Source organism: Methanobrevibacter millerae (assembly GCF_900103415.1).
Classification (GTDB): domain Archaea; phylum Methanobacteriota; class Methanobacteria; order Methanobacteriales; family Methanobacteriaceae; genus Methanocatella; species Methanocatella millerae.
The window spans coordinates 33161-46278 of sequence record NZ_FMXB01000004.1; the positions used below are offsets into that span (position 1 = coordinate 33161).

General features: G+C 40.0%; 13 protein-coding genes and 1 pseudogene. 12 read left to right on the forward strand and 2 right to left on the reverse strand.

Annotation, left to right across the window (positions count from 1 at the left end; translation table 11 throughout):
- The first annotated feature begins 5 nt into the window (after positions 1 to 5).
- The 4 genes and pseudogenes from F3G70_RS02995 (at position 6) to F3G70_RS12230 (ending at position 2918) form a co-directional block, all read left to right on the forward strand.
- Entirely contained in the window at positions 6 to 671 is a 666-nt protein-coding gene (locus tag F3G70_RS02995) for an SWIM zinc finger family protein (protein ID WP_149731241.1), read from the forward strand.
- Positions 672 to 703: 32 nt separating this feature from the next.
- On the forward strand, positions 704 to 1252 hold the full coding sequence (locus F3G70_RS03000; protein WP_188118046.1) for a plasmid pRiA4b ORF-3 family protein: 549 nt from the start codon (positions 704 to 706) through the stop codon (positions 1250 to 1252).
- 15 nt (positions 1253 to 1267) lie between these two features.
- On the forward strand, positions 1268 to 2194 hold the full coding sequence (locus F3G70_RS03005) for a hypothetical protein (protein ID WP_149731243.1): 927 nt from the start codon (positions 1268 to 1270) through the stop codon (positions 2192 to 2194).
- Between the two features lie 222 nt (positions 2195 to 2416).
- Positions 2417 to 2918, forward strand: a pseudogene (locus tag F3G70_RS12230) (IS1096 element passenger TnpR family protein).
- 90 nt (positions 2919 to 3008) lie between these two features.
- Here the strand turns inward: F3G70_RS12230 and F3G70_RS03020 are convergent.
- Together F3G70_RS03020 and F3G70_RS03025 are read right to left on the reverse strand one after the other, a co-directional pair.
- On the reverse strand, positions 3009 to 3260 hold the full coding sequence (locus F3G70_RS03020) for a hypothetical protein (protein WP_149731246.1): 252 nt from the start codon (positions 3258 to 3260) through the stop codon (positions 3009 to 3011).
- A 420-nt stretch (positions 3261 to 3680) separates the two neighbouring features.
- A complete protein-coding gene (locus tag F3G70_RS03025) occupies positions 3681 to 5060 on the reverse strand; it encodes a glutamate synthase-related protein (RefSeq protein WP_149731247.1) in 1380 nt (459 codons plus the stop codon).
- A gap of 79 nt (positions 5061 to 5139) precedes the next feature.
- On the opposite strand from F3G70_RS03025, the gene F3G70_RS03030 reads away from it, so the two are divergent.
- From F3G70_RS03030 to F3G70_RS03065, 8 genes are all read left to right on the forward strand, one after another.
- Positions 5140 to 5598, forward strand: coding sequence for a zinc ribbon domain-containing protein (locus F3G70_RS03030; protein ID WP_188118049.1), 459 nt, complete (start codon positions 5140 to 5142; stop codon positions 5596 to 5598).
- A gap of 15 nt (positions 5599 to 5613) precedes the next feature.
- Positions 5614 to 6267, forward strand: a complete 654-nt coding sequence (locus tag F3G70_RS03035; RefSeq protein ID WP_149731249.1) for a hypothetical protein — start codon at positions 5614 to 5616, stop codon at positions 6265 to 6267.
- A 106-nt stretch (positions 6268 to 6373) separates the two neighbouring features.
- The gene (locus F3G70_RS03040; RefSeq protein WP_149731250.1) at positions 6374 to 7144 is read left to right on the forward strand and encodes a hypothetical protein; all 771 of its coding nucleotides are present in this window, start codon (positions 6374 to 6376) and stop codon (positions 7142 to 7144) included.
- A 66-nt stretch (positions 7145 to 7210) separates the two neighbouring features.
- Entirely contained in the window at positions 7211 to 7768 is a 558-nt protein-coding gene (locus tag F3G70_RS03045; protein WP_149731251.1) for a hypothetical protein, read from the forward strand.
- A gap of 174 nt (positions 7769 to 7942) precedes the next feature.
- Positions 7943 to 8329 (forward strand): hypothetical protein, encoded by a 387-nt coding sequence (locus F3G70_RS03050; protein ID WP_188118050.1) that lies wholly within the window; start codon positions 7943 to 7945, stop codon positions 8327 to 8329.
- 143 nt (positions 8330 to 8472) lie between these two features.
- Positions 8473 to 9009, forward strand: a complete 537-nt coding sequence (locus tag F3G70_RS03055) for a hypothetical protein (protein WP_149731253.1) — start codon at positions 8473 to 8475, stop codon at positions 9007 to 9009.
- Positions 9010 to 9346: 337 nt separating this feature from the next.
- Positions 9347 to 9862 (forward strand): hypothetical protein, encoded by a 516-nt coding sequence (locus F3G70_RS03060; RefSeq protein ID WP_149731254.1) that lies wholly within the window; start codon positions 9347 to 9349, stop codon positions 9860 to 9862.
- Between the two features lie 83 nt (positions 9863 to 9945).
- On the forward strand, positions 9946 to 13017 hold the full coding sequence (locus tag F3G70_RS03065) for an Ig-like domain repeat protein (protein WP_149731255.1): 3072 nt from the start codon (positions 9946 to 9948) through the stop codon (positions 13015 to 13017).
- Positions 13018 to 13118 lie beyond the last annotated feature (101 nt).

Sequence of the window (13118 nt, forward strand, 5' to 3'; positions counted from 1 at the left end):
CAGGCATGAAATCATCAAAAGATACAACTGTAATTGTCTATCATGAATATGACCTCAGAATCAATTTTGAAAATGACTGCATAAAATCAATGTACTGCAACTGCCCTTTTGAAGGAAACTGCAAGCATCTTGCAGGCGTCTTATATTACGCAGACAATCATCCGGAGATTTTTAAAAGTGACCCGGACATTTACACAGTCATGGACGGCATGTCTTCAGACGAATTAAGGGAATTTCTAATTCCCGAACTGATAAACGATTACGAATTATCAAATAAATTCAGATTATTCACAAATCAGGACATTGATGAGGAATACTATATCGAAAAGCTTAAAAACTCATGGGACAATTCAACTGAAGTCTTTAAGTTTATTGATGATGACATGCAGTCATTAATTAATGCGGGGCGTTTTGATTTGATATTCAAGTTATGTGACGTTTTAATACTTATTCTTGATGAGTACAATTATGAGCATATGTGGTACGCTTATGAGAACCTTTGTGAAAAATTGGAAAAGTTAATGTGTCAGTTAATCAGTTCAGAGTGCAGAAATCAGGCTAAAGAGTTTATGGCTAAAGTCATTTTGGATAGTGAAGATGAAGCGCTCTCTGACGGATTTTCATTTATCTATTCGAAATATTGGGACACTGATGCGCTCTTTGATGAATAGCTATTTAAACAATGACCAAAAGACATTATATCATGTCAGGTTATGAAATCCGGCTGATGTTATACAGCAATATTGAAACGTCAAGAACTGTCCAAATTCCAAAAAGCATTAATTTTAAACAGTTGCATATGCTGATTCAAAAGATTTTCGGCTTTAAGGACTATCACAACTACGAATTTCAAATTCCAAGAGAAATTCCCGGCGAGGATGCAGTTGACTTGAACAGCATCAAAAGAACTATAGGCTATGAGGACACACAAAGCGTTATAATTTCAGAGGTTTTCGATGAAGATGAAGTGGTTTTATATGTCTATGACTTCGGAGACAACTGGGAAATAGTCGTTCACAAACAGAAGGATATCGACTACACCAATAAAACCGCATTAATCACTGATTATAAGGGCAAATACAATCCCCTCGAGGATATGGGAGGCATTTTCGTCTTTGAAGAAATTGTTGAAGCGATTGAAGAAAATGAAAATTTAAAATATGTTCTTGATGAGTACTGCCTTACAAAAGGGGACCTGGCGAAAATGGACTTTGAAAGGAAATATAAGGTAGGCTCAAGGCTTAGAATTTAAAGGGATGCTTTAAGAATGTTTAAAAGAGGATTTGATTCAAGGGATTTCGAGTTCAATGTTGCAGAAATCAGAAAGTCAGAGTATGACAAAAATGAGGATTTGGATTTAAGGACTGAAAAGAACGTGTGTGAAATCGTCAGATACACAAGCGAAAACCCGACTCCCTGGGAATGGGGCTTCAATTATGATTATGACCCGGATTCATTTGACTTTGCTATAGAAAGGGGCTATCTTGACAAGATTATGCCCGAGGAGTTTCCAAAATATTTCGAAAAGTACTCAAAAGAAGAGCTTATCATACAGTCACAGTCATTCATCAATCCCAAAACCTCAAAAGAGGACGTTATAAAAATCCTGATGGATGAAGCAGATTACTCATGGATTGTAAGCGAAAAGGGCTATGAATACCTCGAATCCCATCCACTTTATGCTTTTTTCACAGCCCATCTGATCAAGTTCAACTTGTATGAATTCAAATTCTTCGCTGAAAAAAACAGCGAGCTTGAAATCGAAGAACTCTGTGACAAATACATCAATTTAAAGCTTGCAAACGCCTTGAGAAAAGGAGACACTGACTGCTACTTATATTATATCGATTATCACTACACTTTATCCCTGAAAAAGGAGGATTATGATAGTGCGCTTTATTATCTGTGCCAGAGAATTATTTTCCAGACCAATTCATGGCTTTTAAAGAAAAATCATAGCTTTCTAGATGAGGCTTATGACAATGAAACATTTTACCTTTCATTCAGGCTAACCAACATGAATCTGGATTTCGATATAAGGGGCATCTATGATAAGGCGTTTGACGAGTTCAGAATACCCAAATATAGGATCAATCATGAAAAGGTCTATAATATAATGACCAGGCTTGTCAATGATAATGAGGATCCGTACCAAATCTGTGCAGAATTGATTGATGAAAGGGATTCAATATAGGCCGTACATTGGTTAATTATAAACTTCACTGCACCATTTATTTAAAATGAAATGTCAATTAATTATTCATCAATCAATTATCAAAATTCATCGAATCATCACACCATAATTCAATTTAACGGCATGAAAAATTTAATTATCCGTTGAAACACATATATGTTCATGAAAGGCTATGACGTTAAAATCCGCCTGGACGATTTCAGGCCGATTACGTGGAGAGACATGATAATTCCGGAAAAAATTACATTTAAAGAGCTTGACAGGATAATTAAAATCACGTATGGCTTTTTGGGTTATCATTTATCTGCGTTTACATTTAAGGACAGCGACATTGAAATCCTTGATTTGTCCAATGATATCGTGGCGGCAAATGAAGCGAAGGATATGAATGAGACATATATCGATGAGTATTTCCAAAATGAAAAGAAGATTTTTTTATGAATACGACTTTGGAGACGGGTGGGCCTTTACGATTGAAATCAAAAAAATCGTTGACTATGACAGGGATTATCCGACGATAAAAAGATTCAAGGGGGATTATAACCCTATTGAAGACTGCGGCGGTGTTTACGGACTTGAACTGATACTTTATTATAAGGACCATCCCGATGAAGCTCCAGACATATATCTGGAACAGATTAACCTTTTGGAAAAATTCAATCAGGAAGACATTCAGGACAGGCTGGAGGATTTCAAATCAGATAATGATTTTTTCCTACTTTAAATCCTATTCTATCAAAAGATGATGAGTTAAACCATTAGCAGAACCCTGAGAGATTATCTGAGCCTGATAGTTATCCATGTCATCAATTGCCTAAAATCTGCTTTCGTCCTCGGCAGGGTAAGGGTTTTCTTCACGATATTGCATCTGGCTTTCATGAAATGCCCAGTCCTCGCCACTTACACCGGCATGCTTGTCATTACTGCCGGTACGGGTGGTATTTAAAGCTTTTGTGCTTGAACTTGGTGTATTGGAGGCAGTTTCATTGGCGGTGGAATTATCGGTGAACTTCACTGAAGACACTATCTTTTTAAGCGGGTCAAGATTCTTGCAGACAGCGACCATGTTGTCATGTGCAATTAATCATATCCGGGAGAGTTTCAGTTAAAGGCCATGAAAAAGTTAATTAACGATTAAAACAAATTATGATTATTAATGCAGTCATATCGGTGAGCCAAAGTAAAAATGGTCAAAAAAAAAACAGCTTATGCACAACATTAACCAAAGATTGATACATCATTGCATATAATTAACAAACACCGGAAGCGAGTGAAAATGCTGGGAAAAACAGGAAAAATCATACTAAATGTATAAATATAACTTGCCCACATATAATTAATTGCAGTAGAATTCTTTCTATTGCGTCAGGCTGTATTAAAAAAAGGATGATGGAAAAAATGGCTAGTTGTCATTCATAGTCATTATCACCTATCATCCTTTTTTTTTACTTTATACTTTTTTTGCGTTTCAAAATGAAATGATGATTTAAACGTGTTTTATATCTGTATGATTGGATATTTCAGAATTTATCGTTGCCAGGTCATTAATGTTCAAGTCATGTACATCATTGTGTCCGGTTATTCTTGCGAATGTTTTAAGCTCTTCTGTTGATACTTTAAGGTAGTTTTCCACTCTTTTTGCCGCATGGTCAATCTTCAGCCTTTCGCGCAGTTCCTCATCCTGGGTTGCAACGCCGACAGGGCACTGGCCGGTGTGGCAGATTCTGTACTGCTGGCAGGCGGCCGCAATCAGGGCGCCGGTTCCGACGGCTATGGCATCAGCACCAAGGGCAAGGGCTTTTGCAAAGTCGGATGACAGCCTCAGTCCTCCGGTGATTACCAGATCCATTTCGCTTCCCTTTTCATCAAGGTACTTTCTTGCCCTTGAAAGCGCGTAAACGGTGGGAACTGATGTGGAATCATTCACTATTTTCGGACTTGCTCCGGTTGAGCCTCCACGCCCGTCAATCGTCACGAAATCCGCTCCGGAATATATTGCGTATTCCAAATCGTCCTCGATTCTTCCGGCAGCAAGCTTTAACCCGATTGGCCTTCCGCCGGACCTTTCACGCAGCTCATCAACAAGATTCTTCAAGTCATCTGCGGAATCAATCCCCGGAAGAGTTGCGGGGGAGTGTATGTTTTTGCCTTCAGGCTTTCCCCTGATTTCTGCAATCTCGCCGGTGACCTTTTCGCCCTGAAGCTGTCCTCCAAGACCCGGCTTTGTTGCCTGGCCTATCTTGATTTCGATTGCATCGCAGCTTCTTAGGTTCTCATCGGTTACGCTATAGCGATTGGGAACGTATTCGAATATGTATCTGTATGCATTTTCCTTTTCGGCGGGAAGTATTCCTCCTTCCCCTGATGCCTGTGCCGTTGCAACAGCGGCGCTTCCCTTTGCAAGGGCAATTTTTGTTTCCCTTGAAAGGGCGCCGAATGACATGTGTGTTATATAGACGGGTGTTTCAATCACCATCGGCTTTTCGGCATTTTTGCCGATTACGGTTTGCGTATTCACCTCAACGTCGCCTTCCAGAGGATGGGGGTTCAGCTGACAGCCCATTATCAGGATGTCATCCCAGTTAGGCATATTGAGCTTTGTTCCCATTGCGGAGACAATAGTTTCACCGGTAACTGCCATTTCATGAATCATATCCATTGCCCTTAGGCTTTCATCGCTTTTTGCAAATTCCTTGGGGTATGAAAGCTCACCGGCTGAAACTTCACCTAATGCTTCGCTTTCGCTGATTTCAACAAAGTTGGAGATGTCCTGCCTGCAGACGGGACAGCTTTCCAAATCCTCAAGAGGAATGCCTGTGGCTTCCTCGTCATGGACGTATCCGCAAATCAAACATTTGTATATCATAGTATTATCTCTGTAATTCTCATCTGATTTATAGTTTTTGGGGTAATCTATTTTAATGCCAATTTACCAATATTTAACTATGGTCAAGAGTTGCAAATACTGTGGGGCTGAACTCAGCGAGGATACGCTTTTCTGTCCCAAATGCGGAAATTACATAAAAAGAAAAGAGGCCGATAAGTCATCCCCGGTCAAGTGGATTTTAATAGCTATCGCATGCATGCTCCTAGTCGTGGCTGCGGGGATGCTGATTGCAACCAACAATTCAAAGACCCAGACGGCCCTTACGATGCAGTCCGATTCGAATCTGGATGCATCAAACGAGTATGTCGTCTACTTATGCGACGAGAACAACAATACGCTTGCAGACAAGTTCATCGTCGTTGAAATAAATGAAAACTCATATACGTTAATGACCGACGAGAACGGCTTTGCTTCAATCAACCTGACGGTCGGCGAAGGATCATATCAGGTGAATTCATATTTCAAGGGTGACGACAAGTACGCAGAGTCCCATACCTCAGACATCATTATCAAATAGGGAGAGATTTTTAAAATGATTGATGAAAACTACACTGAAATAACGCCGGATAAAATAAATGAAGTCGAAAAGACATTAAATTCCGGTTTTTGCGATTACAAACTTAAAGATTCAGAATTCAATATTGAAACGTTCGAAAATTCCAAAGACATTACGCTAATCCAGACTGTCGGAGAAGAGGAAATCGAGCTTTTATTCAAAACGAAAGAAGATGACGGAAAGTACTTTATCAATTCAAGCTTTGAGATTATCTCAGATGACCTGCTTGAAGGCCACCAGACAAGAGACGTTTTCCAGTCCGTAAACATGTATTTTAGAAACGTCATCGCCAATCCCGACGAAGACTTTACAGAAGAAAAGGAATCATTAATCAATTTCCTGACATTAACCGATGAGAAATACAACAAGGACAATTTAGAAATACTATTAGACCCTGATAAAATCAGATCCGACTACAATAATGACCATGACAGGATATATTCAGAAGAGGATTTAACCGATATCCAGAAGTCATTGGCATTAAAAGAACTTCTCCACATGTCAATCTGTGAAGTGATAGACGATTTGGAGCTTTACTTTACAAGACCGTTAGACCTTTCACCTGCAGAGGAGCATGAGAAGAACCGCCAGGAAGCAAAAGCTTTGGAAAATGAGATGAAATTATACTGATTGTATACATTTTTAAAAAATGAATACAAAACTTTATATAGTAGAACCTCCAACATAATAGTGTGTACACAAAATTAAAAAATGTAAACATTAAGGAGGTTTACTTATGAGTGATGAAAACCCAAGAGAATACAGATTCGGTAACGAAAAGTTCGGCGGATTCTACAGGCCGGGCGAATTCGAATTAAATCTGCCTGATGACTTGACCCTTGACGAACTTGAGGAAATGTTCGCCGAAAGGATAGGTGCCCTTCACAAGTTCGGCCGTGAAATCTATCCCTTTGACGATGACGAGCCTGAAAAGACCAGAAAAGAAAAGCTCAAACCATTAAGCATTCGCGTAAAGGAACATACCAAGGAATTCTTTAAAAACAAATCAATCCTAAGCGCAAGAGAAGTCCTTGAAATCTATGAAAACTACAACAACGCAAGCGAGGCATTCATCGACTCACTTCTAAAAGAGGAGCATGATCTTGAAAAGCAGCTGGCAGAAATCCAGGAAAAGCTTCACAACGCAAAACTGTTCAAAGACAAATTAAATGATTTGGATTTGGAAAAGGCTCCGCTGGACGATGATGAGAGAATCAAAATCCTGAATGAAAGCTTCAAGGACTCAGAAATCAAGACCGAAGCTTCAAAAGATAAGATAATTGCCGATATCGAGCTTTACAATACCAAAAAAGTGGCAATGCATGTGGATGACTATCTTGAAATCACGGCATTAAACGATTTGACTCCTGTCATTTATTACTTTGAAAACGATTTCGACCCTGACGAACTCACCGATCTGGCCAAAAGCGTCAAGGACTACTGCGATGAAAAGGAAATCGAATGCTGCCTTGTTGAAGATTCCATTTTTTCAAAAGATGAGGAATAATTCCTCTTTTTTTAATCTTTTTTCAAATCAATAGATTTATTAACACCGTAAATACAATTTAACCATATGAAGAAAATATTTCTCATTTTAATCGTTTTATTAATTTTTCTCCCGTCAGCTTATGCTCAAAGCGTGACCATACACGGTGCGGATTTTGAAATTCCGACAATCTATGAGCACGGAACGGCAAAGGAGTCATCATACGTATATGAAAGCGGACACACCTTCAGGATTTTAGGCCTTGAAAACAAGGACAACTTAAGAATCAACTACGGCGACGATATAGTTAACGCCAAGTCAAGCGAGCAGACCTCAATTGCCGGTCATGACGCAATCGTAATCCATGACGACTACAAGGGCAAGGAATACACCACCATTTACCTGCCAATCGGAAACGAGATATTTCTGATTTGCTACAACGACACCTATGTGAGAGACGATATCAAAGAGATGATTTCAAAGGCACCGGCACAGACCATGAGCACTGAGGACTTTTTGACATCTCTAAACGATGCGGTTGATGCATATCAGGAGCAGGTTTCAAATGAACAGGCAGAACTTGACGCCGAGGCATATCAAAGGGCAAACAAGCCAACTAACAGATATTACTTCTTCTGGTTTTAGCGAATACTTATCACGCGCTCTTGGACTTTCTTTATAAACTGTTAAATTCAGACTCTTAAGTAGAGGTTTTTAAAATGAGCGAAGAGAAAAAAGAGTCCAAAAAGTGTGAAGCGAGATTAATCATTCCATTGATTAATCCGGATTGTATCGTAACCGCCTTGCTGTATGAGGGATGTGCTGGAAATTATTGATTCCCATTTAAACAAACTGATAAATTCCACTCCGTCAAGGGATTTAAAAATCACCTTAAATGATTTAATTGAATCATTAAAGGACTATGATTACCCGATGGAGGAGCTTGTCGACATCATCTCAGTCGGCATTATGCTTGATTACCTCTTATCCGCAGACGAGAGAATTGCTTCACATGAAAAATTCATAAAAAAGGGATTTGAAATTATTTCAGACATCTTAGGCGACAGGCTCTACGTAAAAATAGAGCCTGAACTCATTTCCTTAGAAGACGAATTTTACAGAAACATTGCACCGAGCCCAAAACAGTTTGACAATATGCTCACCGAAGAGATAAAAAAGCTCGTAATTAAACAGTTTTCAGATTAATTTTTTAAACGCACTTATTGGTTAACCCAATCCGAAAATAGCTAAATCAATCAAATTGAATCAGTAAAATATATATGTAAACGTTCATATAGATTTAATCATATCTTTTAATTGAAAGATAGAAAAAAAGGAGATTTAAAAAAATGGATATCAAAAAAATATTAGCTTTAACGGTAATCGTTCTGGCACTTTTCAGCTGCATGAGCGTGGCCAGTGCAGGATTATTTGACTTCCTGATGGGCCCAAGCCAACCTGCAAACCAGACTTACCAATTTGACGGATTTACACTGCAAATTCCGGAAAACGCAAACGTAACGGTAAACAAAACAGTAGAAGCAGGCTACAACCAGACCAACTATGACATGAACTGGACTACCGGAGATAACAAAAACGTAACGACAGTCAGCGTTTCAGTGGCAAGGGGAAGCCTTATCGTAACCACGGCTGAAGAGTTCGTATACAACTGGGTTTCATCAGGCGCCAAATCCCTTGGAAACTACAGTGACTGGGCAGTTATTGACATTAACGGCGTTCCGGTCAAAATCTTCCAGGACCTTGGACTGAACTTCACGTACTCAGGCTACATGCTCGCCAAACACACCGGATCTGATTTAATCGTCATTTCAGGCGACGATCTGGCACTGCTTAAAAACATTGCCGATACCTACAAGAAAACTTAAATGCTGTTAACTTAACAGCAATCTTATTTTTTTTTCGTTTTAAACAAAGCGAACAATATTTTTCAAAACCCTAAATGCAGTTTAGCAAAAGACAAAAAAAGCTAAAGCGATTTAGTAAATTATATATGCAGACACCCACAAATATTCAATTATGTGTTTGTGAGGTTTATTTTTATGAATCTTAATCGGGGCGCAAATAGGGGAAATTACTGCACGCTTTCAATTTCCAGATTGCCCGCCGTTTGTGAATCAAAACCCGCAGCATATGCACCAACTGTCACACCCTTTAAATCATATAAACGCTTTTTTTACATAAAAACAAGAGGAGATTTTAAAAATGGACATGAAAAAACTATTTGCTTTAATGATGGTCATTCTGGCAGTGTTCTGCTGTCTTAACGTGGCCAGCGCAGGACTTTTCGACTTTTTAGGAGGCAGCGATGCACAAAAAGAAGTCGCCAACCAGACATACAAATTCGACGGATACACACTTGACTTGCCTGAAAACGCTACCATTTCCAACTTCACATGGGACGGAAGCGGATACACCGTAAACTCATACATCGTAAGCTACCAGAACAAAAGCCTTCTCGTTGACATCACGACGGGTTCAGGAGCGGTTTCATCATCTGCTGAATACGCCCGCAACTGGGTCAACAACAACGGAGCTTCCCTTGGAGGAGATTACGGAAACTGGACAATAATTGACTTGACAAACGCTACTTCTCAAGACAAAAACACAACAATGGGAGGATATATCCTGGCTACCTATACCGGAACGAATCTCTTTGAAATCCAGGGAAACAATTTGGATGAGTTAAAACACATTGCAGATACGTTCAAGAAAGCTTAAAGGAGTGCTGTTTTTAAAACGGCACATCATTTATTTTTTTAAAGGGAAAGCAGTTTTTCACTATTACAAGAGGAATGATTTAAATGAAGAAAAAAATATTGATTTTGGCACTGTTAATCTTCATCGCCTCAATCGGATGCGCATCAGCCGCAGAAGACGCTGACGCATTATCCTTAGAGGACACGGATGAAGTATTGACCGCAGATCCCGGCACTTTCAATGACCTTCAGGAGATTATTGATAATGCCGAGCTATACGAAACGATTGAACTGGATACCGATTATTACGGTAACGGCACTGAAATTGCGATTGTAAACAAGACCATTACTATTCAGGGTAACGGTCATATTCTTAATGCAAGTTGTGATGACGAATTGAAATACAGCAGAATATTTAATATAGACGAAAACAGTGAAGTGCACATATACAACCTCAACTTTACCGGAGGATTTGACAACATCCAGGGCGGCGCAATCTTAAACAAAGGCACACTCTTCCTGACCGGCTGTACATTCATGTACAATGCAGGCTATTACGGCGGCGCAATCTACAACACTGGTTCTCTCTATATGGATTATACCTCCTTTAACATAAACCATGCGGACAGCGGAGGAGCAATATATACAAGAGGCGAAACGTATATGGAAAACACCATATTTAACATGAACTCTGCGGAGTACTCAGGCGGAGCGGTTCACTGTGTGAACGGGAAAACTGAAATGGCTTACTGTCAGTTTTTTAACAACACCGCTGACGTTTACGCAAGTGCCGTTCAGGGAGGAAATATCCTAAGCATTGTCTCTTCATCCTTTATAAGCTTTAACGATGACGTTGAGTTTGTTGACTATTACAACAAGGAAGAAATGGAAGGCGCATACCTTAATCTGAATAACAACGGCATGTATTCCCTGGCCCCATATCCTATCGTATATGACAACTGGAACCCGATAAACTCCCAGGTTACCCTTGAATTCTTTGATAGTGAATGTGAACAGGGAGATGCCGTAGAGATTGCAATCATGTACGATAACATGGATAATGCCATTCTCTTCAACAGGAACTTTACAGTGAAAATATACAACGGAAGCGAACTTGTCGATGAAGTCAATCTGACTTACGATGAGGTTCTGGAAGGATATTACTATTACTGCAATTTGGAAAACGGCACATACACCATAAACGGAACAATCTCAAAACAGTATGCAAAGAAAGTAACGGTCATTGACGGCGAACTCGTTGTCGGCGGCTCAAGTCCGAAAATAACTCCGAACGTCACGACGACCTGCAACACCTTCGGGGACTGCGTTACCTTAACCGCCACCCTCGAACCGAGTGACGCAACAGGAATCGTATCATTCTACATCGGAGAAGACCACTACGATCCGGAAATTGACGACGGAAAGGCATCATACACTGTACCTGGCCTTGCAGACGGAACATACACGGTTAAAACCGTATATCGCGGTGATGAAAACTACAATCACGCTAACGCTAAAGACGTGAACTTCACCATCAATTCAACCGCAAACAGAACCGCTTCAAGCGCTGTAACGACTTATGTTAAAGACAGCAGCACCGTCGTTACATTAACGACCACTATAACTCCTTCTGATGCAACCGGAACTGTAACGTATCTCTTAAACGGCGAGGAATACAATCCTGTAACTGTAACTGACGGAAAGGCAACCAAAAAGTTAAGCGGTCTTCCTGACGGAACATATACCGTTGAAGCCTTATACAGCGGTGACGGAAGCTATTATCCTTCAAACGCAACCCCGGTCAATTTCACTATCTCTACAACGGGCCTTGTCATTGACGCTCCTCCGTTAGTCAAATACTACGGAGGCTCCGAAAGGTTTACGGTTACATTAACCGAGGACGGATTGCCTTTAGCCAACAAGACCGTTACAATCAACCTCAACGGAAAGGATTATGAAAGAACTACTGACAGTTCAGGAATAGCCCGCATGAACGTCAACTTAAACAGCGGAGTATATCCTGTAACTGTTACTGCCGAAGGCCAGAGCGTAAATACGACAGTTACAGTTAAGGCTACCGTTTCAGGTGAAAACGTAACAAAGATATTCAGAAACGGCACACAGTACTACGCCACTTTCGTCGACTCAACCGGCAAAACTTTAGCCAACAACACTGGAGTCGAGTTCAACATCAACGGTGTTTTCTATACCAGATACACCAATGAAAATGGCGTTGCAAGGATGAACATTAATTTAAATCCTGGCGAATATATTATAACAGCTAAAAACCCTAAAACCGGCGAGATGTACACTAATCTCATTACAGTTTTAACAAATATCGTCGAGAACAATGACCTGGTAAAGTACTACAAGAACGATTCACAGTACAGAATCAGGATTCTTGCAGATGACGGAAGCATTGCAGGCGAAGGCGTTAAAGTCACATTCAACATCAACGGAGTCTTCTACGACAGATACTCAGATAATGAAGGATATGTCCAGCTTAAAATCAACCTGAACCCTGGCGAATACATCATTACGGCCGACTACAACGGACTGATGGCGTCAAACAACATTACGGTTTTAAACGTCCTGTTTGGCCATAACCTTGATATGGAATACAGGGACGGCTCAAAATACACCGTACTGCTTCTTGACGGACAGGGCAATCCTTACTCCAACCAGACAATTGAGATCAACATCAACGGAGTATTCTATTATAAGGTAACCAACGAAAGCGGAATTGCAGCACTTAACATCAACCTTGATCCCGCTTCATACATCGCCACGGCAACTTACAACGGATTGAGCTGTTCAAATATAGTCAACGTTGCAAAGGAAGGTATGGTTGAATATGATTTAAAAATTATAAAAATATCACTTCCTAAATCCGCCACCATCGAAATTACCGAGAACAAAACGGATTACCTGGTATATAGCGTAAACTATCGCGGAGACATATATAAGCTGACCATTGACGGCGAACACACCTCTGCAGAGTATAAGAATCTCATCTTATCCGAGGGCGGAACCGATTGTGGAACATATCACGGATGGAAAGCCGTAGAAAAAATCTATGACTATTTCCTGTTTACTGATTTTATGAAAACATGCATCGGTTTCGACGGTGCAGACCCAAGCTTCGTCAGAAGCACTGTGGATGCAATCAAGTTTTAAACGCTAAAATCCCCTTTCAATTCAAGGGGATTTCATTTACTTTTTTTAGAATTGAACATAATTTAAATAAATTTTTTAAACGCCAAATGAAATTAACCCAA

Bases quoted from the DNA above. Each gene is read 5' to 3' on its own strand.
- F3G70_RS03040 (WP_149731250.1), top strand. From the start codon at position 6,374: ATGAGTGATGAAAACCCAAGAGAATACAGATTCGGTAACGAAAAGTTC.
- F3G70_RS03005 (WP_149731243.1), top strand. From the start codon at position 1,268: ATGTTTAAAAGAGGATTTGATTCAAGGGATTTCGAGTTCAATGTTGCA.
- F3G70_RS03000 (WP_188118046.1), top strand. From the start codon at position 704: ATGTCAGGTTATGAAATCCGGCTGATGTTATACAGCAATATTGAAACG.
- F3G70_RS03030 (WP_188118049.1), top strand. From the start codon at position 5,140: ATGGTCAAGAGTTGCAAATACTGTGGGGCTGAACTCAGCGAGGATACG.
- F3G70_RS03060 (WP_149731254.1), top strand. From the start codon at position 9,347: ATGGACATGAAAAAACTATTTGCTTTAATGATGGTCATTCTGGCAGTG.
- F3G70_RS03065 (WP_149731255.1), top strand. From the start codon at position 9,946: ATGAAGAAAAAAATATTGATTTTGGCACTGTTAATCTTCATCGCCTCA.
- F3G70_RS03035 (WP_149731249.1), top strand. From the start codon at position 5,614: ATGATTGATGAAAACTACACTGAAATAACGCCGGATAAAATAAATGAA.
- F3G70_RS03055 (WP_149731253.1), top strand. From the start codon at position 8,473: ATGGATATCAAAAAAATATTAGCTTTAACGGTAATCGTTCTGGCACTT.
- F3G70_RS03025 (WP_149731247.1), bottom strand. From the start codon at position 5,060: ATGATATACAAATGTTTGATTTGCGGATACGTCCATGACGAGGAAGCC.
- F3G70_RS03020 (WP_149731246.1), bottom strand. From the start codon at position 3,260: ATGGTCGCTGTCTGCAAGAATCTTGACCCGCTTAAAAAGATAGTGTCT.
- F3G70_RS02995 (WP_149731241.1), top strand. From the start codon at position 6: ATGAAATCATCAAAAGATACAACTGTAATTGTCTATCATGAATATGAC.
- F3G70_RS03045 (WP_149731251.1), top strand. From the start codon at position 7,211: ATGAAGAAAATATTTCTCATTTTAATCGTTTTATTAATTTTTCTCCCG.